Genomic DNA, 26,981 nt, shown 5'->3' with positions numbered 1-26,981 from the left:
CTCGCGCGACTGCGACTTCTGACAGGCCCCGAGCCGGTCGTGCCACGTTTCACGGAGTACGACGGACAGCGCTGACAGGGCCACCTCATCTCCCCGCCAATGCCCTTTTCGTACCTCGGCGCTGGGTGGACCGCGACGTGTCAGGTGTCGCAGATCCGGCGGCGTGGGCGGCGCCGCGTGGCTACGAGGAGCGACGACGACCCGGCGGGCGAGGCAAGGGCCGCCGAGCCGGTGTCGAACTGCTCGCGAACGGAGTAGGCGCCTGCCCGGGGATGCCCTCAACTGCTGGCGAGCCGTGAGGAGTTGCGACGAGGCGGGCCAACGCGCCGATCGCCCCGCCGCCGACGCATGGACACCATTCAAATACCGGTATAGTTTTACCGGGATACTTATTGGCTCCACGAGGAAAGCTCCACATGATCGAGATTCTGAACCCCTCCCTGCTGGTCCGGGCACGAGAAGCAGGCGCCCTGGTCGCGGACATCCTGCAGACATTGAAGGGCCGGAGCGCGGTCGGCACGAACCTCCTGGACATCGACCAGTGGGCCCAAACCATGATCGCCGAGGCGGGAGCCTCGTCCTGCTACGTCGACTACGCGCCGTCCTTCGGACGCGGCCCGTTCGGCCACTACATCTGCACAGCAGTCAACGATGCGGTGCTCCACGGACGTCCTTACGACTACACGCTCGCCGACGGCGACCTGCTCACACTCGACCTTGCCGTCTCCCAGCGGGGAGTCGCAGCAGACGCCGCCATCAGCTTCGTCGTGGGCGACGTGCAGCCCCCGGAGAGCGTTGCGATGATCAAAGCAACCGAACGCGCGCTGGCCGCAGGGATCGCCGCCGCCGGCCCCGGAGCCCGTACCGGCGACATCTCCCACGCCATCGGCACGGTCCTCCGGCAGGCCGGGTACAAGATCAATACCGAATTCGGGGGACACGGCATCGGGTCGACGATGCACCAGGACCCGCACATCGCGAACACCGGGCGACCAGGCCGTGGATACAAACTCCGCCCCGGACTGCTGCTGGCGCTGGAGCCCTGGGTCATGGCCGACACCGCCGAACTCGTCACCGACGCCGACGGCTGGACGCTCCGCAGCGCGACGGGCTGCCGGACGGCACACAGCGAGCACACGATCGCCATCACCGAGGACGGAGCCGAAATCCTCACGCTGCCGACGCTGTCGCAGCCACAGGGCTGAAGTCCGCGCGCCGGTCGGTGCGTGGTGAGAGGTTGCCGGGCCATGGGTGAGCGGTTCGGCCCCTGTTAGGTCCTCGGAGACGCCTCCCGGCGCGGTGCCGGGCGGCGGCCCGTGCTGGACCTCCAGGGCCTGCCCGTCCCACCACATGCGTCGCCGTCGAAGTTGGTCCGGCTGGAGGGCCGATTCCGTGTTGCCCCGACGGGCAGAGCCGGGGCGGCATTGCTCAGGACGCCAGCCGCTCCGGGGGGCAGTCGGTGAAGTCGGCGGCCCCGACGGCGCGTTCGGCTCCGCTGATCTCAGCCCACACCGCGTCGAGTGAGAGGCCGAGCACGTCAGCGATCGCCGCGATGGTCGGGAAAGCGGGGGTGGCCACGCGTCCCGTCTCGATCTTCCGGAGGGTTTCCGGCGAGACGCGTGCGGCGAGGGCGATGTCGAGCATCGAACGCTCTCCCCTTGCCCGGCGCAGGAGGGCACCGAGACGCTGCCCGCGTTCGATCTCTTCGGGAGTGAGCGGCAACCTGACCATGACGCCGATTCTAATACCGGTACAGCATGGCCGGTGTAGCTGTTGGCTGAACAAGGGGGCGCCACATGGCCGAGCAGCGGTGTAGTGGCGCTGCGGACTCGGCCAGTGGCATCTCCTACGACGATGCTGTTCCCGCAGCGGATTGGCCGCACTTCCGTGAGTGGCGGGAGGGCCATTCCCGGCAGCACCCCGGTCTGTTCACGGCGCTTCTGAAGCGCCGCAACTGACCACCAGACGCCGACTTCCAAAATCTTCGCGTGCGAGGCGCGCTGACCCGCGCACCACCGGCCGCGCCGGCGTGGACACCTCCCCTGGCGCCCCACCCGACTGCGACAGGCGCCGCGCACACCCGGTGTGACGGTCACGGCGTTGGTCGGGAGGCCGACCGAGCCGGGTGCGGACGGCGGCACCCGGCCGCGCTCCGCCGATCGAATGCCGCGAGCGGACTGTCTGAACGGCAGGGCAGAGCCGTCCGAAGCGGCCGCAGGTGGTGGGTCGACGCCCGGGCTACGACGTTGTCGTGCCCGACGGCACCATGACGGTGGCCGCCGGGGCGCGAGCAGTGGCGTGGCAACGGCGAGGTCCGCAGAGGCCTTCATCGTGACACGTTAGATTATGGGTGTAATGTAAGCGTCCGTTGTCCGCCCGCCAGGGATGTGGCTTCTTGCTCGCGCCGTGCAGTTTCGGTTCGCACACGCGGGATGACCCCAGCGGGCAGCTGCCCGCTCACGTTGGTGCCATGTGACGAGGAACCCATGAACGTTGACGATCTGCTCCCACGCGTGTCGCCCACCGAGGCGGCCGAACTCGCATCGCTGGTGAGCGGTCCGGTTCTGCTGCCGGGGGACGATGGGTACGACACCGAGTGCCGGATCTACAACCTGAACGTCCCCCTGGAGCCCGCGCTCGCGGTCGGTGCCGCCAACGCGGCCGACGTCCAGGCGGCCATCCGCTTCGCGGCCCGCCAGGGTCGGCCTGTGACGGTGAAGACCACGGGGCACCAACAGGTCCACCCTGCCCGCGGCGGCGTTTTGATCAGTACCCGGCGTATGAAGGGCATCGCCGTCGACGTCGGACGCAGATGCGCCCGGGTCGAGGCAGGGGTGATCTGGCAGGAGGTCATAGACCGGGCCGCCGACGTCGGCCTGGCCCCCATGAGCGGCTCGGCTCCGCTGGTGGGCGTGGCCGGCTACACCCTCGGAGGTGGACTCAGCCCGGTCCTCGGCCGGAGCCGGGGATACGCGGCGGACCATGTCCGCTCGCTGGAGGTGGTGACCGCTGACGGCGAGTTGCGGCATGTCACGGCCGACAGCGATCGTGAACTTTTCTGGTCTCTGCTCGGAGGAAAAGGCAATTTCGGCGTTGTCACGGCGCTGGAGTTCGACCTGTTCCCGTTGACCCACTTCTACGGCGGCGGCATCTACTTCCCCGGCGCACGACTCTCCGATGTGCTGCACACCTGGCGCACCTGGCAATCAGACATGCCGGAGGAGATGTCCTCCTCGGTCGCCGTGCAACGGCTCCCTCCGCTGCCCGAGTTGCCGGAGCCGCTCCGGGGGGCGTTCGTAGTTCACGTGCGCATCGCCTACCTCGGTCCGCTGGCCGAGGGCGAGCGGTTGATCGCCCCCCTGCGCGCGGCCGCCCCGGCTCTCCTCGACACCGTGGGTGAGATGCCCTACACCGCCATGGGCGCCATCCACATGGACCCGCCGGCCCCGATGCCCTACTACGACCGCACGACACTGTTGCGCGCATTTCCCGCCGAGGCGGCCGACAAGCTGGTCGAACTGCTCGGTCCCGGGTCGGACTCCCCGCTGGTGAGCGTCGAGATTCGCATGCTCGGCGGTGCGCTCGACCGTGAGCCCGAGGTACCCAACGCCGTTTCCAGCCGAGGGCTTCCTTTCGTCCTCTTCGGTTTCGGCGTGGGCGCCCCCGACCGGGCCGAGTTCCTGACCGGCAAACTCGAAGAGGTGATGACCGCGATGGAGCCCTGGGCAGACAGGCGCAGGATGGTCAACTTCCTCTCCACCGAAGAGGCAACCGACGCCGAGCGGTTGAGCGAGGTCTACGGTGCTGAGCGCCACCGACGTCTGACCGCCGCGAAGAAGGCATACGACCCGACCAATATGTTCCGTGTGAACCACAACATCCTGCCCGGCTGATGGAACTCGGCCCACCGGGACCGGGTCGGTGGCGGTGGGCCCGTCAAGGGCGCTGCGGGTCGGAGTCGTCCCCGCCGATGCCGGGCGGAGCGTGAAGCCGCCACCGCCCCCGGCATGCCAGAAGGCTGTGATGGCGGCTCAGGTGGGCGCGGCGCGGGAAGTGTATGTCACGCAGGCGCATTTACGCCTGCCCCGCAGACGTGTGGCTGTGGAGCTGACCTGGTCGTTGCGGCCCGTCCTCATCCTTCCCCATCTGGCGTCCCAAGCGCACAGGTTTGTTGGCAGTCGCCGAGAGCCTGTACGTAAGGGGCGTGGCCCGGCGACCGACACGAGTCCGCCGACCTTGTCCGGGGCGGTCGCCGCGCTCGAGGAGGCGCTGGGGGTAGTGCTCGTCGAGCGTACGAGCCGCAAGGGGTGTTGCCGACCTTGGCGGGGGAGCGGGGAGCCGTGCCGACGCGGGTGACCTGCTGGACGGGGCGGATGAGACGCACGCCCTGTACCGGGGTGCTGCGGCTCGGGGTGATCTCCACGGTCGCGCCCCATCTGCTGCCGAACGTGCGGCGACTGGTCCGCGGCATGAACCCGGAGCTCGGCCCACATGTACACGAGGAGCAGACGTCCTCGCTGCTGGGCGACCTTGGGGCGGGTCGGCAAGAACATCTGCGAGTGCCTGATGTGGGGGCGGGTTCCGTGCCGTGCACCCGGTGGGCGGGAGCCCTCACCTACAGCGCCGGTCCTTCCTCTCCTGCGGGTTCGTCGGCCTCATAGGGATGCTCGGCCCAGATGGTCTTGCCCTGTGGGTGATAACGGGTTCCCCACCGCTGGGTGAGCTGGGAAACGATGAACAGTCCCCGACCGCCTTCGTCGAAGGTCCGGGCGCGTCGAAGGTGTGGGGAGGTGGTGCTGCCGTCGGTGACCTCGCAAGTCAGGCCCGTGGCACCGCGGATCAGACGGAGACTTACCGGTGGCTGGGCATAGCGGATGGCGTTGGTGACCAGCTCGCTGGCGATGAGGACGGTGTTGGAGGTCGCCCCATCCAAACCCCATGTCCTCATGGTGGCCGTGACATGTTTTCGTGCGGCGGAGACGGCCGCCGTGTCGGCCGGGAGGTTCCAGGTCGCCACGGTGGTGTCGTCGAGCGTGCGGGTGCGGGCGGCCAGCACGCGCAACTGTTGTGGGGCTCCCGATGCCACCAGGGCCTCCAACGCGGCACGGCAGGTGTCTGTGAGCGAGGACCCTGGCTCGGCAATTCGTGCGGGTACCTCGAGCCCATCGGTTTTTGTCTCGGAGGCGGATGGCTCGGCGGAGCGCGTGTCCAGCAGGAGAACGCTGCCTTTCCGAAGCCGCATTTCGGAGGTCTCGACCTTCGCTCGCGCACGGCCGAGCGGTGCTCCAGGAGGTAGGTCGACGGCAGTGATCGCGCCGTCGGGGGTGACGACGGTGGGTGCAGGATGTCCGGCGCAAGCGAGGGTGCACTCTGCGGTGACGGGGTCGTAGACGGCGTACAGGCAGCTTGCCATGACGTCGCGGCCACTCTCGTCCGGCCGCAACTGACGTATGACGTCGTGGAGATGGATGAGCACCTCGTCCGGCTGCACATCGATGTCCGCCAGGGTCCGCACCGCGGCGCGAAGTTCGGGCACCAGGGCGGGAGCGGGGTATCCGTCCTCGGTCACACTGCCGGCGACCAGCGCCACCCGGGCTCCGGACAGGGGGATCGCGTCCAGCCAATGAGCCTGCGGCCTTCCGTCATCAGCCCGACAGTATGCGAGTTCCACGGCCGCGGACCGGGGCATGGGCGGCGGTTCGTCCACCGGCCGGGGGGTGCACAGATCGGTGGCCTGATGTGGTGCGGCGGCGACGCGGCCCGTCTCCTTGGCGATTCCGGAACGGGCGGGGAGGCGGCACCTGGCCTTCTGGCGAAGGCGGCTTCGGCAGATGAGCAGGCTCGCGCCTAGGGACAGGACGGTTGCGGTGATGACCACCGTCCGGCCCCCGTCCGACACGCCCGGTACGACGAAACCGTAGATGGCCACACTGGTTGCCAGTGTGAAAGTTCCGACGATCACTGTGTGCCTGACGGGTAGCAGTGCTGCCGCCATCAGCGGTGCCAGGACCGAGTAGTCCGACCAGCGGACCAAGCCCACCGCAGACGCCTTCAGCTGCAGTGTGCTGGTCGCAGCGAGATAGACGGCGAGCAGTGCACTCGGGTGCCGGAGCAGGAGGAGTCGGGGCATGGCCATCCTCGTCACCGTCCCTGCGTTCCGAATTTCGTCATAGGTGCCTCCTGCGCTTCCCTTTCTCGGAGCATCTCGCCGACCTCGCCCGACCGGCTCGGCGGCTGGGATCATTCCCCGCCGGAAGGTGTCTCGGTGTGGGCGAGGGAAAGCCCTCGGCGGGTAGTGCGGCTCGCACGGGAACGGGCATCGGCGGCAGGCCGCCCGGCCGGATCTTCCCGCGGCTTCTGTGGCAATGCCCTCCCGCCTGCTGAAGGGACTTGTGCCTGTTCGATCGGCGCTCTTGGGGGTGAACTGCCGAACCGCGCCATCCAGAGGCACGACGAGCCACGGAATTGTGCCAAGGAGCTCGCTTCGCTCTGGGTGGATGCCCACCTCGGCCCGTTCGTGGCGGCAACCGCATGTTAGATTGTGTCTGCAATCTTACATACCCGAGGGTGTTCGCTGTCTGGAATACGACGGTTTTTGCGCATTCTTGCCGGTGTAGCGGATGACCCTCTGGTATCGGCCGATCGGCCGTGCCCTGCGGGGCGTGGTCGGGTGTGCCTGCCGGTGATGCGGGAGGCGGACGGCTGCGGCAAGCGATAGACGGTAGGCGTAATCTTTAAAGGGCAGTAAATGGCTGCCTGGCGTCACGGAGGGTGATGGATGAGTCGCGTCTCGCAAGCTGAAGCGCGTGCCAACCGAGAGCGAGTAGTGGCCGCCGCCGCTCGGCTGTTTCGTGAGGACGGCGTGACCAATGTCGGTATCGCGGATGTGATGAAGTCGATCGGACTCACCCAGGGCGGCTTCTACAAGCAGTTCGCCTCCAAGGCGGCGCTTGTTGACGAAGCGGCTGCCAAGGCGTTCGCCGACAACTTGGAAGACCTCCTGGCCTTGGACCAGGAGGCCGGGGAGCATCAGGCGGCGTGGCAGTCGCTGCTTGAGTCCTATTTCTCCGTCGATCATCGCGACAACCCTGGTACCGGTTGCCCCGCGGCCGGGTTCGCCGGCGATGTTGCGCGCGAGCCCGAGCACAGGGAGACCTACGCCAGGGGCGTCCAGGAACTCGCGGGGTGGATCGCGCCTGGTGACGCCGGTCTGGCCGCCTATGCCACGCTTGTCGGCGGCATACTCCTCGCCCGCGCCACCGCAGGCACGCCTTTGTCTGAACAAATCTTGCGGGCTTCACATGCCGCAGTAGCGAGGGTTGCCGACAGTGCCGAGCCGGCGAACGGCTGACGTGCTACGCCGCCTTGGCGTTGTCAACCGCTCGACGTCCCGCAGAGGATGCGTGCGCGGCGTCGGCGCTGCTGGCGACGGCCCCCGTGCCGACCATGCTGGGGGCCGTAACCGTCACCTCCTTCGAGTCCTTCGAGAGGATCCGTCCTCGCAGGCGCGGGACGCGATCGCGCCGCGGTGACCTCAGTCGGCGCGGACGCCCGCGTGCAAACCTTCGGCGCCCTCCCGAGGGACTCGGCGCGCAGGTTCGGAAGGCTTCGGGTGTCCGCGAGGTGACGGGCGTCCGGCTCGGAGACCGTCAGGTCCTCGGTCGGCCTGATCATGGTTACGTGAAGGGTCGGCGTACTGGCGCTCGATGCTGTACCCACCCGGCGGGTGCCGCATGGACACGAAGGCGCTGCGCGCCGCCGGGGCCAAGGCCGCGCCCCGGACGCCGGTGACGCTGCGGCTCCGGCCCATTGAGCCTCACTGATAATGGCCGACGAATTGCCGGCCCACTCGACTCGGCCACCGCCGAGCCGCTGTTCGGCGCATGCGGCACAGCCGACGGAAAGCTCGTCACGACTGTCGTGCTCGTCAGCCGCGATCGGGCGGTGGCCTTTGCAGCCGACCGCACCGTCACCATCCGGGACGCCTCATGGCCTCCGAGGTCGTCCGCCACGCCTGCGCCGACGCCGAAGGCCGCACAACCGTCCACGCCGCGGAGAGCACGCCACCGTCGATCGCGCCGTCGCAGTCGCCCCCCGACCATCCCGCGGAGCACGGACAGCCCAGGCAACGTTCGCCTTTGTCGTGGTGGTGCGCCGCGCGGCTTCTGAGTTGGACGAAGTGTCGTCGTCAGGCAGTGCGTGGCCGAACGAGTACGTGTTCGTTATTCGATGATGCCGTGAAGGCAATTGCCCCGCGCGGAGCGGCCCTGAGGGCAAGGGCCGTTGCGTCGCCGGCTCCCGGGCCGTGCACCTGGCCGGTCCCGGTCGGTATGGCGACGTTACTCGGAGGCGCCTGCCGCTGCCGCGACCGCGGCGCGCACCTCTTGGGCGAATCCCTTCACGGTGTAGCCCGGGGGCAGGCTGTCAATCAGGACGAGGTCCGAGATCGCGTTGTTCACGCGCAGCGGCAGGATCGCCTGGTACTCGGGCGAGCGGTACCAGGCCTCAGCGGCGGCGCGGTCAGGGAACTCGATCAGCACGACCAGACCCGGCCATGAACCCTCGATCGCGTCGGCTGCACCATTGGCCAGCCACTTCCCGCCGAACGGCTGGACAGTGGCCTCGACCTGCTCCAGGTACGACAGCCCCTGCTCGTTCGGGACGTCGCCAGGGATACGGAGATGGTTGATCAGATAGGTGCTCATAGGGGGTTCCTCTCAAGGTGGCTGTGCGTACTGCGCGTACAGCGCATTTAGATTACTCTTGTGATCTAACCCGGTGGAGGCGAGTCCCGCAACTCAAGTGTCGGCAAACCTCCACGGGGATGCCTCTTGGCGTCACCGAGCTTGCCGCGCCTGTGGGAGGTCGTTAGCGCGGTAGGTAGTACTCGCGCTGGTGGGGAGTGGAGCCAGTTGATCGGCTGACCCTTGTCCCGGACTGCGTCCTGGTGGGCGCGGGCAAGGCCTCGCCGAGCGCGCTGTCCGTAGCCGGCGGCCGGTGGGCGTTGATCTCGCTGCGCACAGGATGTTGGTCAGGATCCGTGCGTCGGCGACGTCCGGCCCCACTCGGCAGGCGCTGCCCCTCCACTCCCCGAACGGCATCGCCGGACGCGACGACCGGAGGGTCGCGGGATGACCTGTTAGATGGTTGGTGACATCTATCACGTGGACGCTGTGCGGTGACGGCCTACATGATGGGCCCGCACTTCATGCCCGACGCATCACCTGTACTACGAGGTTTTAATGACCCTGCCTTCGCTGTTGCTGGTGCCTGGAGCGTGGCACAAGCCCGAGCATCTGCAACTCCTCATCGACGACCTGCCCGGCATCGATGTGCACACCGTTGCCCTCACCTCGTGTGGCGACGATCCCAAGACGCTGGGTGACATGTACTCCGACGCGGCCGCCATCAGGTCCGCGGTCGAGGCGATCGGCGGGCCCGTGGTCGTCGTCGCGCACTCGTACGGAGGCGTTCCCACCACCCAGGCGCTGGCCGATGCACCCAACGTCAAGAGCATCGTCTACCTCGCCGCGTTCCAGCTGGACGCGGGGGACTCCCTGCTGTCGAGCGCGGGCGGCACCCCGCCACCTTGGTGGGAGTTCCACCGGCAGGAAGGCGTCGGCGACTTCCTGACCGTCGCGAACCCGGTCGACCTGTTCTACGGCGATGTGGACAGGAGCGTCGCAGAGAGAGCGGCGGCAGTCCTGGGTTACCAGTCCTACGCCGCTACCACCCAGAAGCTGACCGCGGTCGCGTGGCAGACGATTCCGACCACCTACATCATCTGCGAAGCAGACGGCGCCATCCCACCCTTCGTCCAGGAACTCTTCGCGAAGCGCGCCGACAGGACACTGCGACTGGACAGTTCGCACTCGCCCTTCCTGTCGCAGCCCTCCGCACTCGCACAACTCATCAGGCACGAACTCAGCCTGCCTTGAACCGGCCGGCACCGCCCGGGGCCGGAGCGTGAGCCCGGCCGCCCCAACCACCCGCCCATCGCGTCGGCTGCGCCGGTGGGCCCTCGACCGCTCCCCGGCTCCGTGCATTGACGCCCGTCGGGTAAGCAGGAGACACAACTCGTGACCTGGTTCATTACGGACAAGCCCGATGTGTTTCGTTCCGAGGCGGGGCAGTTCCTCGCCGAACGTCCCGACTTGCACACCATGTTGCTGTCCGGACTCGGCACGATCGAGCAGTTGCGGGCCGGGGGTAAGACACCGCCCACGGTGCTCGGCTGGTGGCGGGAGCCGGATGAAGCGGCGACGACGGCCGCGTTCGTGTGGCTGCCACCGCACATGCTGACCGCGAGCCGCCTTTCCCGGGCGGCGGCAACGCACCTGGCCGGACTCCTGTCCACCCGATCTCAGCCATTCACCCAGCTTCTGGCCGACGACTCATCGGTTCGTGTCTTCTCCGAAGCGTGGCAGACGGCCACCGGCTCCGCGCCGAGGAGCGGACCGCACCTGCGCCTCCATCGTCTTGGGCGGCTTGTGTGTCCTGGCGTCACACCGCCGGGGGCACCCCGGACGGCCACTGACGATGACCGGGCTCTTCTCCACGACTGGTGCACCCGCTTCGTCACGGAAGCCGGCTCGCTCGGCGCGGATCTCGACGCATTCATCGACGAGCGGATGAGCCGGGGCGGGTGGCGGTTGTGGGCCGTCGGGGACGAACCAGTGGCCATGGCCGCCATGACGTCGGTGGTAGCCGGTACGTCTCGCCTCACCCCGGTCTACACGCTGCCCGACCACCGCGGCCGGGGCTACGGATCCGCCGTCACCGCAGCCGTCTCCCAAGCAGCCCGCGACGCCGGTGCGGAACACGTACTTCTCTTCACCGACCTGGCCAACCCGACGAGCAACAGCGTCTACCAGCGCATCGGATACCGGCCCATCTCCGACTACCGAATAGTGATGCCCTGACGTTCAAGCTCAATGAGTGGTCGCGTCGCACAAGTTGGGCACTGCACTGCCAGAGCTTGCGAGGCGCTGGCAGTCGAAGAAGTACACGTGGTCCACCGGGCATCGGGTCGTCATTGACGCTGACACCCGGCTCGTCGTCGTGGTGAACCACCGGACGGCCGCACCGTCCGCGGCCCAGCGGTTCCGCGCGTGATCACGGACGTCTCCTGTGGCAGGCCCCCCCATCGGGCGCCCTGCGCGCCTCACGAACGCTCTTCTCCCCGTCCGGCATACCGCCGGCGTCACAGCACCTTGAACCTGGAGTTCACATGGATCCCAAGTCCCTCGCTTCCCAGGCGGACGCGGCCGCGCACGCTTTCGGGTCCGCGATGGAGAGGCTGGTGAGCGTCGTGCCCGGCGCCACCGGGCGCAGCGGCCCCCAGGGCACTCTCCTCGCCCTCACCCGCTCGCAGATACCCGCTCTGAACGTCGTGATGAGCACGGTGAAGGAACCCGACGCGGGGGAGATCGCAGACCTGGCCGCCGAGGCCGCCCAAGAGGCGGACCGCGGCGGATTCCCCTGGAGCATCCGCCTGCGCGGCGGCCCGGACGAGGCGATGACGCGCAAGGCCGGTGAGTACGGACTGACTGGCAGGTCCGAGCAGCCCTTCATGGTGCTGCCGCTGACGGACGCGTCCGCACTCCCGCCGGAGACCGGACAGGTGCGGGTGCGCGCCCTCGGTGGTGATGAGTACAACGAGTTCGCCGAGGTGCTGGCCGCGGGATTCGGCGCGCCTGCGGTGATCATCTCCAGCCTCTACACATCAGCCGTTCTGGACACGCCGGGGATCACCGCCTACGTGGCCGAGACGGACGGGGGCGCCGTAGCCGCGGGCCTGGGCGTCGTGGTCGAGGGCCACCTCGGAGTCATCAACGTCGCCACTACGCCGCAGCACCGCGGAAAGGGTCACGCCAGAATCCTGGTCGAAAGGATTCTGAAGGACGGCAGGGCCTCTGGCGCGCACACGGCCTACCTCCACGCGACCGAAGAGGCGGTCGGTCTCTTCGAGAGCCTCGGTTTCCGCACCGCGGAAACGTGGACGTCGTTGATCGGAAACTGACCGCGGCCTCTAGGAGGCGACCTGAGATGTCCTCGCCCTGGGCAGGCCCGCCGACTGCCGCCGCCTCCACCGACGTACGAGCGCATAGCCGCCCCCTTCTTCGCCCTCGCCAGCATGGCCTGCACCTTCATCTGCTGCCGCAGGCTCTGCAGGGCACGTCCATACGCCTCCCCCCACGGGCGTGGAACGCCTCGCCGCGCCGCAGGTTGGCCGCCGACTTGTGTCCTGCGCGCGCTTCACCGACCCCTCGTCCTGAGCGGCAGAAGCTGGAGAGCGGGGTACAGCCGGACGGGGGTGCCCGTCCGGCCGCGGGTCTGCGTGGTGAACTGTGGGCCTCTGACAACTCCAAGAGTAGGGAGCGCTTCTTCCATGACCGCACAGTCCGTACAGCCTGAACGCAAGGGCTTCGAGACCGACTTGAGCCTGTATGTCTCGCCGTTCAAGCCTTCCCTCGTGAAGGCGGTGTTCAGGGACGTGACCCCATTGCACGTCTCTCGGTCGGCCGCGTGGGCCTCCGCGTCTGTGACGCGAACGGTGCTGACGGCGATCATCGACGGCGCGAGGAGAGCGGCAGCGGCGGAGGCCCGGACGAAGCTGATTCCCGGGGACCTTCTCTCGGCGATCGACCGGGACGCCGAGCTCGAGGTGGGGGACAAGTGGTACGTCCACAGTCCGACGTTCAAAGGACTGACCGGTGTTCTGTACGACGCCGAGGGCGTCGTTGTGCCTTCTCGTAAGCGCAGCAGGTCGCGCAAACCGAGTGCTGTGGTCGGCGCCCACAGGTTCGAGGCCGGGGTCAAGAGGCTGCTGCGGAGCCAGGGGGCGACGGCCGTCCCAGCTATGGTCCGCGACCTGGACGGAATCGCGAGCGTGTTCCTGACGGACCTCGCCCGGGACGCGGCCATGGTCGTCCGTGAGGGCGGGGTCCAAGGTTTCGGTACGGGCACCGTGGTGATGTCGGGCGAAGCGGTGCCGCCCCCGGTCTTCAAGGATTCCCTCCGGGCCCTGTCGGCCCGTATGGGGGACAGGCGGACCATCGGCAGGGATGACATCCTGGCCGCCACGACGATTCAGTTGTTCGGCCGCGACCTGAGGCAGCGAGCGCTGACCGAGGCTCGCGAGGCTACGGAGTCCCCTTCGGCCAGCTGAGCGGGTGCGACGGACATCCCCGCCTGCACCCTCATCTGCTGTCGCAGAGTCGCCAAATGGGATGGCCTTTCAGGCCGGCACCGACCTGTTCAGGGCGCCGTGTTGGCGAGCCGGCTCGGGAGCACGCATCATGAGGCAGGCCTCAGAGGCACGCGGGTGACGCCTGGGTCGACGACAAGCGGGCCGAGCGCAAGTCATGACAAGTCATCGCAGTGACGGGCTCAAGAAGCACCTGGAGAAGGTGGACAGACATCAGCAGGTGGACGTCGCCTGTGTGGACCTGCGGCCCGGCGGAGTGAGTGAGGACGCCGCCGGGGACGGCCTCAGGCAGTTTTCCCACAAGGGGCATCTGGAGCGGGTCGTGATCATCGGCAGGGACCTCGTGATCGACGATGACTTCTACCGCGTGTGCCGACAGCGCCTGGCGAGGATGACGGAGGGCCCATCTGTGATCAAGAATGATTGGATGGTCATGCTTGAGACTCCCCGTTTGATCCTGCGTCGCTGGCGCGAGGAAGACGTTGCGCCCATGGCTGCCGTCAATGCAGACCCCGAGGTCATGCGGTGGATCCGTGACGGCGGCGTCCTTGACGAACAACAGACTCGCGTCCGGGTCCAGGCGTGGGAGAACGAGTGGGAGTCACAGGGCTTCGGTCTGTTCGCCGTGGAGATCCGGTCCACTGGCGAGCTGGCCGGGTTCACCGGCCTTTCGGTGCCCAACTACTTGCCGGAGGTACTACCGGCTGTTGAGATCGGCTGGCGGCTGGGACGTTCCTACTGGGGGCAGGGCATGGCCACCGAGGCCGCTGCGGCCGCTGTGCGGTTCGGGTTCGAAGAGCGAGGGCTGGAGCGCATTGTCAGCATCGCTCAAGTGGGCAACGACGCCTCCGAACGGATCATGACCAAACTGGGGATGCATCCGGTCCGTGAGACCGTCAGTCCCGCTGGCGGTCGGCGAGTACGCGTATTCGAGTTGCCGTCGGACCATTACGTCACAACCACTCGTTGATGGCCGCTACGAGGACGGTCGCCTCGTAGCGGACCGCGAGTTCGTCGAAGCGGGTGGCCACAGCTCGGTGCCTTTTGAGTCGGTTGATTCCACACTCGACCGCATGCCGAGCCTTGTAGTCCTCGGCGTCGAATCTGGGCGGCCGGCCACCGAGAGCGCCCAGCCTCCTTCGGTTACGCGCCTGGTCGGCCTTGTCCGGGATGGTGCAACGGATGCCACGTCGGCGCAGGTAGGCGCGGTTCCGGCGGGAGGCGTACGCCTTGTCTGCCCTCACGCGATCGGGACGTACACGAGGCCGGCCCGGCCCGACGCGGGGCACGCGGACCTTCTCCGGCACTGGTTCGAACTGCGGGGAGCTCCCGCGCTGTCCAGCGGTGATCACGACGGACACGGGCTCTTGTCCCTGCTCAACGGCCAGGTACAGCTTGGTGGTGAACCCGCCGCGCGAACGTCCCAGTCCGTGATCAGAGGGCTCGGTGAATAGACCGCCGGGTGGCTCTTTCTGCAGGTCACCCCGTTTACGAGCCCCGGCCGCGTGCTGATGAGCGCGGCACACTGTGGAGTCAACGCTCAGATCCCACGTGATCGAACCCTCCGTATCAACCAGGGACTGCAGCCGCCTGAGGACCCGGTGCCAGATGCCATCCCGCTGCCATCGACGGAACAGATCGTAGATCGGGCCCCAAGGCCCGTACTCAACAGGGACGTCCCTCCATGGGGCACCGGTACGGACCCGGAATCGTATGCTGACTATGAGCTGCCGCCGGGACCAGATGGGCGGCCGTCCCGCCTTCCTCCCCTTCGGTGACAAGGGCTCCAGCACCGCCCACTGTTCGTCCGTGAGATCTGCTCGCGCCATGAACTGTGATCATGCATCGCTCAAGATCCACTTTCGATACACGGCCTGGTCCGGTCACGGTCGCGGTGCCGCCGCGCGTTTCGGCGAGCGGCGGCAAACCCGCTCTCGATGACAAGCTGGAGAACGATTCCGATGACAGATTTCGCGCAATACGACGGCTACAAGCAGGACTTCGACTTCTATGTCGGGCCTGCGTGGCAGGGCGACTTGCGGAGCAGGGAGTTCGGCGACCGCCTGTGGGCGGACGTCTCGCGCATCCTCAGGACGCCTTTCGACGGTGGGACGATCACACCCGACAGCCACGAGGGATACAACTACTGGTTCGACAACCACGACCTGAGCTGTTCCCTGTATTCGGGTCCGCTGGAACCGGGATCGGGCGTGCTGGACCAGGTGCCCGCGATGCTCACCGTGATCTCACGGTCGGAGGACGTCGCGAGTTCGGTGCTGGCGGAACGGATCTACGCCGCACTGACCGCGTCGGACGACTACCTCGTGGTGGTGTTGGCGCACACCGGCATGCCGATCGCCGCCAACTTCGACATCGGCGACGACTGGTGAACCCGGCTGGCCGCGACGCCGGCTGTGACGCCGCCCGTCACTTCGGCCGGACCTGGGGTGGCGCCTGTTTCAGAAGCCTGCTTCGAGCGAGCGGTCAGTTGGCGGCGAGGATGTCGGAGAGACTCGCGCCGGGGCGGCCAAGCAGCGCTGTGAGCGCGCGCTTCTGACGCTCGGTCAAGGAGGCAGCGAAAATCACTGCGTCAGCGTGGGCCTGGTCGCAGGCCTGAGCTACCTCACGGACTTTTCCATAGCTCAGCAGAGTCCGCGAGGAGTAGGGGAGGCCCATCTTCTGGACCTCACCGTCCGAGACGCCTCGTCGTTGCACGATTTGCACGACGACCCGAGCGCCGTGTGCTGCCAGTTCTGTGGCTGCCGATGCCATGAGTGTTTCGAAGTTCTTCTGCTTCGCAGAGAAGTAGCCGACCAGCACTACATCGGCGCCGTCGGCCGTAAGCCGAGATGCCTGGTGCCGGGCCGCCTCCGGTGGCACACGGCGAGCCAGGCGCCGATCGCGCCTTCGGGGCTGATGCATGGACCACAGGCTAGATGTCTGGCTACGTGCACCGATACCGCGTTTCTCGCTGAACCAGGTTGGCGAGCAAGATCAGAGCCACTCGTCAATGACGGCGATGGTGAAGGTGGCCGCGCAGCGGACGGCCAGCTTGTCGTATCTCGCGGCCACCGCTCGATGGCGGTTGAGGCGGTTGAACCCGCCCGCACTCGACCGCGTGGCGCCTACGGTAGTCGGCCTTGTCGAACTTCGCGGACGACCACCGCGGGCGCCTAGCTTCTTGCAATTGCGGATCTGGTCGGACACGGTCACGGCCGGCACCCGCAGCGATTGCACCCAGGCCGAAACCGTCATCGATGCCATCTCCGCCTCGCCAGGCCGGGACGCCTCAGGGTCCGGCCCGACCACTTCGTGGCCGACAAGGGCTACTCGGCCCGCTCGTCCCGCGCCCAACTACACAGACGCGGAATCAAGGCGACCGTCCCCGAACGGGTCGACCATCTCGCGGGTCGGCGCCGCAGCCGGGAGCGTCTTTGCGGCTTCGACAGAGCTGTCCACCGACGCCGCAACGTCGTCGCACACCGCTTCAAGCAATGACGCGGCATCGCTACCCCGCTACGAGATACAGCCCGGCCGCCACCTCGCCGCCATCGCCCTGGCCGGCACACCCATCCGGCTCGATCCCCGATCGACGAGACGCTACTTCGTGCGGTGGTTGATCGCGATCGCGAGGGGTGCGGCGGTGAAGAGGGAGGAGTATGTGCCGACGGCCAGACCGATGAGCAGGGCTATGGCGAAGTCGGTGAGTGAGCCGCCGCCGAGGACGGCAAGGGAGGCGAGGATGAGGAGAGCGCCCATGCCCGTGTTCACGGTGCGGGGCAGGGTTTGCAGGATCGCCCGGTTGATGACCTTGCTCAGCGGTACCTCGTGGTCGCGTCGGCGCAGTTCCCGGATGCGGTCGAAGACGACGACGGAGTCGTTGACGGAGTAGCCGATGACGGTGAGGAGGGCTGCGAGGAACACGCCGTCGATGGGTTTGGCCAGCCAGGCGAAGATGCCGACGAGGATGAGCACATCGTGGGCGAGCGCGATGACTGCTGCGCTGCCCAGCAGCCAGCGGAAGCGAGCGGCCAGGTAGAGCAGTTGGGCGCCGAGGGCTACGGCGAGGGCGATCAAGGCGTTGCGGCGCAGTTCGTCGCCGAGGCTGGGGCCGACGCGCTCGTCGCGGATCTTGTCGGCGTCGCCGCCGAGGGTGGCGACGGTTCGTGTGACGGTGTCCGCATCGGAGTTGGTGAGTTCCCCGGTGCGCACCGTGAGGCCGGTGTTGCCGGAGGACTGGACGACGGCCCGTGGGAGTCCCGCCTCGTCGAGGGCGGACCGGGCCTTTTCCGGATCTACGGGGCTGGTCGTGGTGTATTCGAGCAGTCGGCCGCCAGTGAACTCGATGCCGAGTTCCAGGCCGCGGGCGGTGATGCCCGATACGGCGAGGACCAGGACGGTGGCGGAGACGGCCAGCCAGCGGCGCGGTCTGCGGATCAGTTGTGGGTTGCGACGCGTGAGGATGTCGCGGACCTTGCCGGTGGTCGCGAGGCCGGTGATTCGGGGGCGGTGGCGTACCCAGGGGCGAGAGGCGGCGTACTCGGCGAGTACGCGGGTGACGACCAGGGCGCTGATCATGGAGGCGGCAACCCCGATGCCGAGGGTGACGCCGAAGCCGCGTACGGGTCCTGAGGCGAGGAAGAACAGCAAGCAGGCCGCGATCAGTGTGGTGATGTTGGAGTCGGCGATCGCGGTGAAGGCGTTGTGGAAACCGGCGGTCAGGGCCGAGCGCGGGCTGGGGCGGCGGCGGGTTGCGTGTTCTTCCCGGGCGCGTTCGAAGACGAGCACGTTGGCGTCCACGGCCATGCCGATCGCCAGGACGAAACCCGCAAGGCCCGGCAGGGTCAGGGTGGCGCCGAGGGCGGCCAGTGCGGCGTAGGAGATCAGGCCGTAGCAAACCAGGGCCACCACGGCGAGGGCGCCCATGAGGCGGTAGACGGCGGTGATGAACAGCGCGGTCAGGGTGGTTCCGATGACGGCGGCCCAGGCGCTGGCCGTGATGGCGTCGGCGCCGAGGGTGGGGCCTACGGTGCGGTGTTCGATGGTTTCGACCGGTACCGGGAGGGCTCCGCCGCTGATGAGCAGTGCCAGTTCGCGTGCTTCGGTGTCGGTGAAGGAGCCGCTGATCTGGGTGGAGCCGCCGACGATTCCCCCCTGGCAGGTGACGGACGGGTCCACCTGCGGTGAGGAGATGATTCTGTCGTCGAGGACGATGGCGACGCGGCGGGCCGGGTCGCCGGCCGGGTGGCAGGCGGCCTCGCCGGTCAGGCGGGCCCACTGGTCGCGGCCGGAGCTGTCGAAGTCCAGGGTGACGTGCCATCCGGCCCCGGTCTGCTGGTCGAAGCGTGCGGCGGCGCCTTCGACTTCCTGGCCGGTCAGTGCGGTGGTTTGCAGGCGCAGGAGCCGGCCGGTCTCATCGTGCAGGATGAGTTCGCGCGGACGCTTGGGCAGTGGCCGCTGCGTTTCGCCCGTATCGGAGGTGCCGAGTACGCGGTGGAAGGTGAGTTGAGCGGTGCGGCCCAGCACAGCGGCTGCTTCGGTGGGATCCTGCACCCCGGGCAGTTCGACGATGATGCGGTTGCTGCCGGAACGCTGGAGGGTGGGCTCGGCGACGCCCAAGGCGTCGATGCGGCCGCGCAGCACTTCCATGGTGCGGTCGGTGGCCTCGTGGTCTGCGGCGGTGGTCGGGGTGGAGCGGGTTTCCAGCACGATCTGGGTTCCGCCGCGAAGGTCGAGTCCGAGGCGGACCGGCACGGTGAACGTGATGTACAGCGACAGGGCGATCACGGTGAGGGCCAACAGCGCCCTCACGCGGGCAGAACGGAACAACGAAGCCTCCGGCGGGCACACTGCGACCGCGGCTGGCCTGCCGCGGCAGAAGAAGAGGGGACGGGAAGGTTCAGGCGCCGAGACGTGCCGGAGGCGCCCGCCCTCGGTCGCCGGACCCATGGGCCGTGCTGCAAGGAGCGTGCGAGGACGATGCTGCTTCTTGGTCAGTGACGGGCAGAGTCGTGGCGCCGGCACGCCGGGTGGGGAGATGCGCGTGGGGGGTGCGTTCCCCGCCGGGTGCGGGCCACGTGCCGGTCGGGGTGGTGCAGATGGCGGCCCAGCCCTCGCTCGCCTCCCTGCCGGTGTCGTGGCGGTCGGCACTGACAGCACCGGCTGCTGCCGCGCCGGCTGGGGTGGGCTGCGAACTGCCTGGGAGGACCGAGAACAGCGCCAGCAGCACGGCCGTCAGCACTGCCAGCGCGGCGACCGCCTGGCCGTAGGCCGTGCGCAGGTCGACAGGTGCGGCAGGATGCATGCGCCAATCCCCCTTTCGCGGCAGTGCTGGTGGGGCCGGACGGGTGTGTGGGCCGGCGGTCGGGTGTGTGGGCCTGGGGTCCCGGCCGGGGAGCGCGGCCGGGACCCCAGGCGGTTCGCGGGACGGGGTCAGGGTTCGATCAGGCCGGCGCGGATGGCGTAACGGGTGAGTTCCAGGCGGTCACGGAGTCTTAGCTTGTGCAGCAGGTTGGCGCGGTGCCGCTGCACGGTTTTGATGCTGATGAAGAGGAGGTCGGCGATCTCCTTGGAGGAGTGCCCCTCGGCGACCAGCTTGAGGACCTCCTCCTCGCGCGGAGTGAGTGTCTGGTCGGGAGACTCGTCGCCGTGATGAACCCGGTCGAGGTAGTTGCGGATCAGCGCGGTGACCGCGCCCGGGTAGAGGAAAGGCTCGTCGCGCATCGCGGCCCGGCAGGCGGCGACCAGATCCCGGTCGGCGACGGACTTCAGGACGTAGCCGCTGGCCCCGGCCTTGAGAGCCTGGAAGAAGTACTGCTCGTTGTCGTGCATGGTGAGTATCAGAATGCGCAAACCCGGTGTGGACGCGGCCAGTTCACGTGTGGCCTGAAGTCCGGTCATCCGGGGCATCGCGATGTCCAGCACGGCGAGGTCGATGTCATGGCCGCGGGCCGTCTCGATGGCCTCGGCTCCGTCACCGGCCTCGGCGACCACTTCCAGGTCCGGCTCCTGATCGAGGATGAGCCGCACGCCACGGCGCACCAACGCGTGGTCGTCGGCCAGCAGGATGCGGATCACAGGCGTCTGCGACATGGTCATGGCTCCCTGGGCAGGGGCGCGGTGAGCCGGACCTGGGTACCGGTCCGGGGCGCCGGGGCGACGTCGAGGCGGGCACCGATGAACAGGGCGCGCTCGCGCATGCCGCGCAGACCGGCGCCTTCGCGCGCGGCCTTGAGGCCGCTGCCGTCGTCGGTGACCGACAGCACCACGCTGTCGCCGGAGTGATGCAGGGCCACGCTGACCTCCTCGGCGTCCGCGTGGCGGGCGACGTTGGTCAGGCTCTCCTGGGCGACGCGGTAGAAGACCAGCTCCGTCTCCGGCGCCAGCGGGGGCAGATCCGTGTCGAAGCGGCGGATCACCTTGAGCCCCGTGTGGGTGGCGAAGTCGTGGGTGAGTGAGGTCAGCGCGCTGACCAGGCCGAGGTCGTCCAGGACGCCGGGCCGCAGCCGGCTGACAAGGCGGCGGACCTCGTCCAGGCTCTCCCGCGTGATCTCCTGCACCTGCTGCAGATCGCCGCGCAGTGGCTCACCGGCCTGGTCCGCCGCCTGCTTCAGCGAGAGCAGGATCGCGGTCATGCTCTGCCCGACCTCGTCGTGCAGTTCCTGCGCGATGCGGCGGCGTTCCTCCTCCTGCGCGAGCAGCACGCGGGCGCTACTGGTGGCCCTTTCCTGCTCCAGCCGCTCCAGCATGGCGTTGAACGTGCGGATCAGCTCGGCGATCTCGCCGCCGCCGTCCGCGGACAGCCGCTGGCCGGGCCGCAGCAGGTCGACGGTGGTCATCAGCTTCGTCAGCCGGTCCAGTGGGGCCAGACCCCACCGCAGCAAAGCGGCGTTGGCGACCAGCATGACCACCAGGCCGCCCACCAGAATCACGGCCTCGGTCAGCAGGACCGGCACGGAGACGGTCACCGGGGCCCAGAGCAGCAGTGCTGTCGCCGTACCCAGGACCACCGCATTGAGCCCGAAGATCCGCCAGAACAGGGACACCGGACGTTACGCCTCCTTCTGAGATGCGGCCTGCCTCCACTGTCGGGCATACGCATCCCGGACGGGCCGGCGGAGCCCGTGGCCTCCATCAAGCCTGCCCGCGCCCGGCCGCAGGGTCGATGGGGCCCAGGCCCCATTTCCCCGGGCGCGGTACACCCATGGCCAGGCCGACTGCATCCTTCGCCCCCGCGCAAATGGGTCCGGGGCCCGATAGGGATCCGCCACCGAAACAGCGAGAGTGAAGTCAGCCCCACAGGCCCACAGCGGGGGCGGTCTCCGAGGTCGGCCATCGCCGCACTCGTTGCCCCGCAGTGTCCACCCACCCAGTGAAAAGAGAGCCACCGTGTCGCTCGACGCTCCCCGGACCGAGTCCCGACCCGAGCGGGTGACCGCGCACGAGGCGCGCCAGCGCCTGGAGCACGCCCGCAGCACCCGGCTGACCCAACTGCACGCCCTCGATGAGGCCGAACGAACCGCGGACCCGCTGGTCGCGGCGCAGAAGGCGGCGTTGGAACGGGTGCTCAAAGAGATCGACGCAGCCGTCACGCGCGTCGACGACGGCACCTACGGCATCTGCCGGGGCTGCGCCAAGCCCGTCCCCGCGGAGCGCCTGGAGATCCTCCCGTACACCCGGTACTGCGTCGCCTGCCAGCGCAGCGCCGCCTGACCGGCACCCACCAGTCCCTCGTCTTCCGCTCTGCCCAAGGGGTGCAGTGGTGAACCACCAGACCATCGACGAACGCGACACGCGCCTGACGGCCGAGGACCTTGCCGCGCTGCGGGAGAACCTGCACGAGCAGCGCCTGTTCCGCCAGGAACAACTCCAGCAGATCGCGGCTGCGGCCCCGTCCCGCGCACACGACCTGCGGCACCAGCACGCTGCCTCGCAGGTGGAGGTCCACGTCAAGCTCGCCGCCTCCGCCCGGATGGTCCTCGCCGACGTCGAAGCCGCCCTTCAGCGCGTGGACGAGGGCCGCTACGGCGACTGCCACCTGTGCCGTCGCCCCATCGCCCGAGAGCGGCTGATGATCGTGCCGCAGGCCCGCTACTGCGCCCGCTGCCAGCAGGTCAGAGAGGCCGGCCGGTGACCACGACACGCCACCCCCGCGACACCTCCGCCGACCGGCACCGGCCCTCATGCCGGTGCCGGAGCGGCATCGCGCTGGACATGGGCAGCGCCCGCACCCGCGTATGGATCGCCGGAAGGGGACTGATCGCCGACGTTCCGACGGTGGCCTTTCCCAGCACCGGCACGGTGTACCCCATCCAACGCGGCACCATCGTCGATCCGGCCGGATGCGCCCGGATGCTGGAGCGCCTGCTCGGCCACCGTCTGCCCCGCCTCATCCGCCCAATGGTCGTCGTCACCACCCCCGTCCTGGACGGCATCGCCTACCGGACCGCGGCCCGCACCGCCGTCGAGGCGCTGCGGCCACGCAGCGTGCTCACCGTCCCCAGCGCCCGGGCCGTTGCCGTGGCCGCCGGCGCCGACCTGTCCCGGCCGCTGCTCGTCATCGACATCGGCGCCCACCTCACGGAGGTGGTGCTGCTGTCCGACGGCGCCGTCGTCGACGCACGCCGCACCGCACTGGGCACCAGCGACCTCGCCACCACCTCATGCGCGGACATCATTGAGGCGGTGGGGACCATGGTGACCGTGATGCTGCGGCAGGACCCTACGACCCTCGCCGTACACGCGCTGCACACCGACGTCCTCGTGGCAGGCGGAGGCGCCCTGCGCCCCGAGATCACCTACCACCTCACCGGCAGGCTCCGGGCACCCCTGCGCATCGTGCCGGCACCGCATACGGCCGCCGTCCGCGGCGCCGCCCAACTCCTGCACGCCGCACACGCCCACCCCTCCAACAGCGGCTTCTAGGCCCCGTCCCCCAGGCACCCGGCTGGTCGACCACCAGCCGGGTGCCCCTCTGCGCCGCCCCTGCGGACGAAGGAGGCACCATGGCCCGCGTCATACCTACAGCTCAACCTCCACCGGAAGAAGTCCCCAACGTCATGCTGTGGCGCCTGCGGCGCAACCCGCTACGGCGCCGCACTGATCTGTGGGAGGCATGGATCGGCCTGGGTCTGCTGCTCGCCGTGCTGGCCGTCACTCCCGCAGTCGTGTTCCTCACCGGCGACACCGCCCACCACCACTACACCCAAATCGCGCGGCACCAGGCCCAGACCCGCCAGGCGACCACCGCCGTCCTCCTGCACGACGCCCCACGCCATCCCGAACCCGGATCCGCCGAAGCCAGAGAGACCCGCTACCCCGTCGAAGTCCGCTTCACCGACCCCAACGGACACGTTCGCACCGGCAAGACCGACGTCCAGCCGCAACTGTCGGCCGGCAGCACCACCCACATCTGGGCGAGCACGGAAGGCAAGATCACCGGTCCGCCCATGACCGCTGAACAGATCCGCAGCCGCAGCATGGGCTGGGCACTCGTCGCCGCAACGGCCGTCCACGCCACCGGCGCTCTCGCGTACGGCACCGCCAAGCGTGCACTGCAGCGGCGCAACCTCGCCGCATGGGAGGCCGCCTGGGCCAAGACAGCACCCCGCTGGACGACCTCCTCGTAGCCCCCACGTCGCAAGGCCGTGGCGCGTGACTGCCCTTGGCCATCTACAGCACAAGGCCGCAGGCCTGTGCCGCGGAGACAGCGCAGTGGGGCACACATGAAGGTGTCCAGGATTGCTTCGCATCCAAAACTCATGGCGGCTGCGACCACGAGCTGTCGGCTCAGAGGTAGTCGGTGTGGACCTCGGGGGCCAGCTGGCGGACCAGGGCCGCGATACGCAGGCGCTTCGTCTCGGCGGTGACGGTCGACGGGTGGGGAACGGTCACCTTCAGACGGTTCGGCTCCTCGGGAACCAGTCCGTGCTGTCGACGCGGCAGAGGTCTCCCCTCGTGAACCCGGATCTCGATCGCACAGTCGAGGCCCTCCGAGTTGTCGGCGGGGGAGACGGCGGCCACATCACGCCACGGGATGACCTGCGTGGTGGCCGGCGCGACGCGCTCGGCCCGGCTGTGGACGCTGATACCGTCCGCGTCAAGTGTCACGGTGAGCCCCTGGGGGAGCATGGTTTTGCCCAGGAAGAGGACCAGGCCCGTGATCGAGGCTATGCCCAGCACGTAGGTGAAGAGGTTGTCGGGGAAGGTTCCACGCCCCCAGATCATGTAGGCCAACGCGCCGCAGCAGACGGTCAGGAACAGCCATCCCCCGCCGGCAGCGGCCTTTCGGCGGGGGCTGCGGGTGAACTCCATGTGCGTGACGGTGTTCTGCGACGTGCTCCGTTGCGACGTGTCCCGTCGGGGCCGGTCCCCGTCGCCGGTCCCTCTCGTGGTCGCAGCGGGGCGCCGGGTCGTGGCCTCTTCGTCCGACAGCGTTTCCGGGGCAAAGCGCCGTACGGCGTCCAGTGCGACGCGGGCTGCCTCCCGCGGAGCGGATCCCGGCAGCCTGCGTCGAGTACCGTCCGGGTCCAGGACCTCGATGCGCTGCAACAGATGGACATCGGCGATCGGCCCGAACACCGGATCGCCGGTCGCGCCGAACGGCAGGGGAGCGTCGTCGAACATGCCCAGCTTCAACACGGCGAGCGGCCGCTCGCCCACGCGGACGTCAACAGCGGCGACGTCCTCCCACGGAACGCGATCCCACTTCGTTCCGAACCAGGTGCCTCTCCGCGTCGTCACGCCGTCGGCATCCAGCCGGACGGAACTGCGGCCGCGCATCAGAAGGCTCAGGATGCCCAGCACGCCAGGCAGTGCAGGCAGCACAAGGGCCCATGCCCACGTGGCTCCTGTGCTGAAGAGATAGGCGGCCAGCCCGCTCGGTACGAGGCACAAGAAGACCACCGGCGTCAGAGCGGCGACGCGCGCCGTCCAGGGGGTGCGGAAGGTGACCGCCTGCGGGCCGGAGCCCATGGTGGGCCGGGTGGCGGCCAGTTGCCGCGTGGGACGGATCGTGACCGAGTCAGGATTGACGGCCGTAACGGAGGTCTGGGCTGAAGAGTGCGCGAGCGGAGGCACCCCGGTCGCCGTGTTCCGGGCCGCCGCACCGTCGGCCGTAGGGGCCAATGCGGTCAGCAGTTGTTCCGCCGTCGGCCTGGTCCCTGGGTCCTTCGCGAGACACTGCGCGACCAATCGGCGCAGAGGATCCGGCAGTGCGGTGAGTTCGGGATCGTCGTGCACGGCCCGGTACATCAGGGCCATGTGGCCGCCTTCACCGAACGCCCGGCCGCCGGCGGCGTGCACCAACACCGCCCCCAGCGCGAAGACATCGCAGGCGGGCCCGACGAGACCGCTCCCGATCTGCTCGGGAGCGAGGAACCCCGGAGTACCGACGACCATGCTGGTGTTCGTCAGCCGGGTCTCGTCCAGGGCCCGGGCGATGCCGAAGTCGAGGACCCGCGGTCCGTCGTCGGTCATGATGATGTTGGACGGCTTCAGATCGCGGTGGACCAGGTCACAGCTGTGAATGGCCACCAGTGCCTCCGCCAGCGCGGCCCCCAGCTCGCGCAGCTCCGCGTGGCCCATCGGCCCGTCCTCGACGATCACCGCGTCCAAGGGCCTGCCCGGGATGTAGGCCGTCACCATCCACGGCGGGTCTGCGTCCGGGTCGGCATCGACGACCTGCGCCGTGTGGAACCCGCCCACGCGTCGGGCGGCCTCGACCTCGCTGCGAAATCGTGAGCGGAAGCCGACGTCGGCCGCGAGTTCGGGCCGCGCCATCTTGACCGCGACCAGTCGCCCGCCCGGGGAACGGCCCTGGTAGACCGTCCCCATTCCGCCCTCACCGAGCCTTCCCGTCAGCCGGTAGGCGCCGACGTGTGTGGGATCGCCCGGACCGAGCGCATGCATGTTGCCCCCCCGGCGCGACCAGTCGGCCACGGTCTCAAGGTGTATGCGTGGTAGATGAGTTGAACCGTGCAACATCAAACTCTAGGCGTAGGTGACAGGAGGTGGAAGGGCGGTGATGTGACGCCGGTGGGCGGTTGCGGAGGTGAGCCCCCGCCTGCTGGATCGCGGACGAGGGCGTTGCGGTGATGAGCCTTGGGTTGGGCGTGGCCGTGGTTGACGTGGGAGGTCTCAGCAGTCGGCGCGGAGGCTGTAGACGGGGCTCCAGTTGCCCCTGACGGGACCGTAGTTGGCGGGTGTCGTGTAGATCACCGTGTTGCTCGATCCGAACATCTTGACCTTGCCGTTCCCGGGGAGGCGGTTGTTCCAGTAACCGCCGCCGCTCCAGGGCATACTGGCGGACATGCCGCAGTACAGGACGAGACGGCCGCCGCTGTCGCTGGTGGCGCAGAATGCGCCGGACACGGTGCACGAGGCCGCTGCCGAACGGCTGGTGTCGGGGCTGTCGGTCGCGATGGCGCTGGTGGCGGTGCCCGTCAGCACGGCGGCCGAAGCGGCGAGGACTGAGACTGCATTGCGGATCTTGCGCATGTTTGCCTGCTTTCGCGTTGGTCCGGATGCTGTGGCAGAACTGTGTCGGAACGGTCTTGCAGAAAGCTGGGACGAACCTTGAATGCGCTGATGGCCGCTTGTGGGAGACCGTTTACTGGCTCCAACCAAAAGCGGTTTGATCATGTGGCTGTTGGCTTGATCACCCGTTGTTGGGAGCCGGGGGAGCGTGAGGCGCGGCCGTGGATCGTGTCGGACGAACTGTGGTCGCTCATTGAGCCGTTGCTTCCCGAGTCGCCGCCGAAGCAGGTGGACA

Annotated in this window: 24 protein-coding genes and 1 pseudogene; 14 read left to right on the top strand and 11 right to left on the bottom strand. The window is 68.6% G+C overall.

Going from position 1 to position 26,981, the window contains the following annotated elements:
- The first annotated feature begins 416 nt into the window (after window positions 1-416).
- Window positions 417-1,205 carry a type I methionyl aminopeptidase gene (gene map / locus ACIP2X_RS09245; protein WP_401669594.1) on the top strand — a complete coding sequence of 263 codons (789 nt, stop codon included), beginning with the start codon at window positions 417-419 and terminating at the stop codon, window positions 1,203-1,205.
- Between the two features lie 223 nt (window positions 1,206-1,428).
- On the opposite strand, the gene ACIP2X_RS09240 is transcribed toward map, so the two are convergent.
- A complete protein-coding gene (locus ACIP2X_RS09240) occupies window positions 1,429-1,731 on the bottom strand; it encodes a helix-turn-helix domain-containing protein (RefSeq protein ID WP_401669591.1) in 303 nt (100 codons plus the stop codon).
- 755 nt (window positions 1,732-2,486) lie between these two features.
- Here ACIP2X_RS09240 and ACIP2X_RS09235 point away from each other — a divergent pair.
- A complete protein-coding gene (locus ACIP2X_RS09235; protein WP_401669588.1) occupies window positions 2,487-3,893 on the top strand; it encodes an FAD-binding protein in 1,407 nt (468 codons plus the stop codon).
- 722 nt (window positions 3,894-4,615) lie between these two features.
- Here ACIP2X_RS09235 and ACIP2X_RS09230 read toward each other — a convergent pair.
- Window positions 4,616-6,136 carry a SpoIIE family protein phosphatase gene (locus ACIP2X_RS09230; protein WP_401669586.1) on the bottom strand — a complete coding sequence of 507 codons (1,521 nt, stop codon included), beginning with the start codon at window positions 6,134-6,136 and terminating at the stop codon, window positions 4,616-4,618.
- Window positions 6,137-6,778: 642 nt separating this feature from the next.
- Here ACIP2X_RS09230 and ACIP2X_RS09225 point away from each other — a divergent pair.
- Window positions 6,779-7,351 carry a TetR/AcrR family transcriptional regulator gene (locus ACIP2X_RS09225; protein WP_401669583.1) on the top strand — a complete coding sequence of 191 codons (573 nt, stop codon included), beginning with the start codon at window positions 6,779-6,781 and terminating at the stop codon, window positions 7,349-7,351.
- A gap of 988 nt (window positions 7,352-8,339) precedes the next feature.
- Here the strand turns inward: ACIP2X_RS09225 and ACIP2X_RS09220 are convergent.
- Window positions 8,340-8,705 (bottom strand): DUF1330 domain-containing protein, encoded by a 366-nt coding sequence (locus tag ACIP2X_RS09220; RefSeq protein WP_401669581.1) that lies wholly within the window; start codon window positions 8,703-8,705, stop codon window positions 8,340-8,342.
- 537 nt (window positions 8,706-9,242) lie between these two features.
- Here ACIP2X_RS09220 and ACIP2X_RS09215 point away from each other — a divergent pair.
- From ACIP2X_RS09215 to ACIP2X_RS09190, 6 genes and pseudogenes are all read left to right on the top strand, one after another.
- Entirely contained in the window at window positions 9,243-9,938 is a 696-nt protein-coding gene (locus tag ACIP2X_RS09215) for an alpha/beta hydrolase (RefSeq protein ID WP_401669579.1), read from the top strand.
- 141 nt (window positions 9,939-10,079) lie between these two features.
- Window positions 10,080-10,922 (top strand): GNAT family N-acetyltransferase, encoded by an 843-nt coding sequence (locus ACIP2X_RS09210; RefSeq protein ID WP_401669578.1) that lies wholly within the window; start codon window positions 10,080-10,082, stop codon window positions 10,920-10,922.
- A 70-nt stretch (window positions 10,923-10,992) separates the two neighbouring features.
- Window positions 10,993-11,082: pseudogene (locus ACIP2X_RS09205) on the top strand (IS5/IS1182 family transposase); the annotation flags it as partial.
- A 148-nt stretch (window positions 11,083-11,230) separates the two neighbouring features.
- Window positions 11,231-12,022, top strand: a complete 792-nt coding sequence (locus ACIP2X_RS09200; RefSeq protein ID WP_401669576.1) for a GNAT family N-acetyltransferase — start codon at window positions 11,231-11,233, stop codon at window positions 12,020-12,022.
- A gap of 369 nt (window positions 12,023-12,391) precedes the next feature.
- Entirely contained in the window at window positions 12,392-13,171 is a 780-nt protein-coding gene (locus ACIP2X_RS09195) for a hypothetical protein (protein ID WP_401669574.1), read from the top strand.
- A 472-nt stretch (window positions 13,172-13,643) separates the two neighbouring features.
- Window positions 13,644-14,180, top strand: a complete 537-nt coding sequence (locus ACIP2X_RS09190; protein WP_401672256.1) for a GNAT family N-acetyltransferase — start codon at window positions 13,644-13,646, stop codon at window positions 14,178-14,180.
- Here the strand turns inward: ACIP2X_RS09190 and ACIP2X_RS09185 are convergent.
- Complete coding sequence (locus tag ACIP2X_RS09185) at window positions 14,164-15,039, bottom strand: IS5 family transposase (protein WP_401669572.1); 876 nt, start codon at window positions 15,037-15,039, stop codon at window positions 14,164-14,166. The genes ACIP2X_RS09190 and ACIP2X_RS09185 overlap by 17 nt on opposite strands.
- A gap of 132 nt (window positions 15,040-15,171) precedes the next feature.
- On the opposite strand from ACIP2X_RS09185, the gene ACIP2X_RS09180 reads away from it, so the two are divergent.
- Window positions 15,172-15,600, top strand: coding sequence for a hypothetical protein (locus ACIP2X_RS09180; RefSeq protein ID WP_401669570.1), 429 nt, complete (start codon window positions 15,172-15,174; stop codon window positions 15,598-15,600).
- A gap of 94 nt (window positions 15,601-15,694) precedes the next feature.
- Here ACIP2X_RS09180 and ACIP2X_RS09175 read toward each other — a convergent pair whose 3' ends face one another.
- The 5 genes from ACIP2X_RS09175 to ACIP2X_RS09155 form a co-directional block, all read right to left on the bottom strand.
- Window positions 15,695-16,132, bottom strand: a complete 438-nt coding sequence (locus ACIP2X_RS09175; protein WP_401669567.1) for a hypothetical protein — start codon at window positions 16,130-16,132, stop codon at window positions 15,695-15,697.
- 72 nt (window positions 16,133-16,204) lie between these two features.
- The gene (locus ACIP2X_RS09170; RefSeq protein ID WP_401669564.1) at window positions 16,205-16,474 is read right to left on the bottom strand and encodes a hypothetical protein; all 270 of its coding nucleotides are present in this window, start codon (window positions 16,472-16,474) and stop codon (window positions 16,205-16,207) included.
- A 336-nt stretch (window positions 16,475-16,810) separates the two neighbouring features.
- A complete protein-coding gene (gene secD, locus ACIP2X_RS09165) occupies window positions 16,811-19,039 on the bottom strand; it encodes a protein translocase subunit SecD (RefSeq protein ID WP_401669562.1) in 2,229 nt (742 codons plus the stop codon).
- 603 nt (window positions 19,040-19,642) lie between these two features.
- The gene (locus tag ACIP2X_RS09160) at window positions 19,643-20,308 is read right to left on the bottom strand and encodes a response regulator (protein WP_401669559.1); all 666 of its coding nucleotides are present in this window, start codon (window positions 20,306-20,308) and stop codon (window positions 19,643-19,645) included.
- Window positions 20,305-21,255, bottom strand: a complete 951-nt coding sequence (locus tag ACIP2X_RS09155) for a HAMP domain-containing sensor histidine kinase (RefSeq protein WP_401669557.1) — start codon at window positions 21,253-21,255, stop codon at window positions 20,305-20,307. The genes ACIP2X_RS09160 and ACIP2X_RS09155 overlap by 4 nt, the downstream gene beginning before the upstream one ends.
- Before the next feature lie 343 nt (window positions 21,256-21,598).
- Here ACIP2X_RS09155 and ACIP2X_RS09150 point away from each other — a divergent pair, with 343 nt between their 5' ends.
- The 4 genes from ACIP2X_RS09150 (at window position 21,599) to ACIP2X_RS09135 (ending at window position 23,838) form a co-directional block, all read left to right on the top strand.
- Window positions 21,599-21,922 (top strand): TraR/DksA C4-type zinc finger protein, encoded by a 324-nt coding sequence (locus ACIP2X_RS09150; RefSeq protein ID WP_401669555.1) that lies wholly within the window; start codon window positions 21,599-21,601, stop codon window positions 21,920-21,922.
- 46 nt (window positions 21,923-21,968) lie between these two features.
- The gene (locus tag ACIP2X_RS09145; protein ID WP_401669553.1) at window positions 21,969-22,343 is read left to right on the top strand and encodes a TraR/DksA family transcriptional regulator; all 375 of its coding nucleotides are present in this window, start codon (window positions 21,969-21,971) and stop codon (window positions 22,341-22,343) included.
- Window positions 22,340-23,134, top strand: a complete 795-nt coding sequence (locus tag ACIP2X_RS09140; RefSeq protein WP_401669550.1) for a rod shape-determining protein — start codon at window positions 22,340-22,342, stop codon at window positions 23,132-23,134. The genes ACIP2X_RS09145 and ACIP2X_RS09140 overlap by 4 nt, the downstream gene beginning before the upstream one ends.
- Window positions 23,135-23,214: 80 nt before the next feature.
- Window positions 23,215-23,838, top strand: a complete 624-nt coding sequence (locus tag ACIP2X_RS09135) for a hypothetical protein (protein ID WP_401669548.1) — start codon at window positions 23,215-23,217, stop codon at window positions 23,836-23,838.
- A 160-nt stretch (window positions 23,839-23,998) separates the two neighbouring features.
- Here the strand turns inward: ACIP2X_RS09135 and ACIP2X_RS09130 are convergent, their stop codons facing one another.
- On the bottom strand, window positions 23,999-26,044 hold the full coding sequence (locus ACIP2X_RS09130; RefSeq protein WP_401672254.1) for a serine/threonine-protein kinase: 2,046 nt from the start codon (window positions 26,042-26,044) through the stop codon (window positions 23,999-24,001).
- Window positions 26,045-26,347: 303 nt separating this feature from the next.
- Window positions 26,348-26,707 carry a hypothetical protein gene (locus ACIP2X_RS09125; RefSeq protein WP_401669546.1) on the bottom strand — a complete coding sequence of 120 codons (360 nt, stop codon included), beginning with the start codon at window positions 26,705-26,707 and terminating at the stop codon, window positions 26,348-26,350.
- Between the last annotated feature and the right edge of the window lie 274 nt (window positions 26,708-26,981).

Origin of the sequence: Streptomyces sp. NPDC089424 (genome assembly GCF_044749345.1) — a bacterium.
GTDB lineage: Bacteria > Actinomycetota > Actinomycetes > Streptomycetales > Streptomycetaceae > Streptomyces.
Note: the sequence above shows the minus strand (reverse complement) of the source record. Positions and strands in the feature narration are given on the sequence as shown.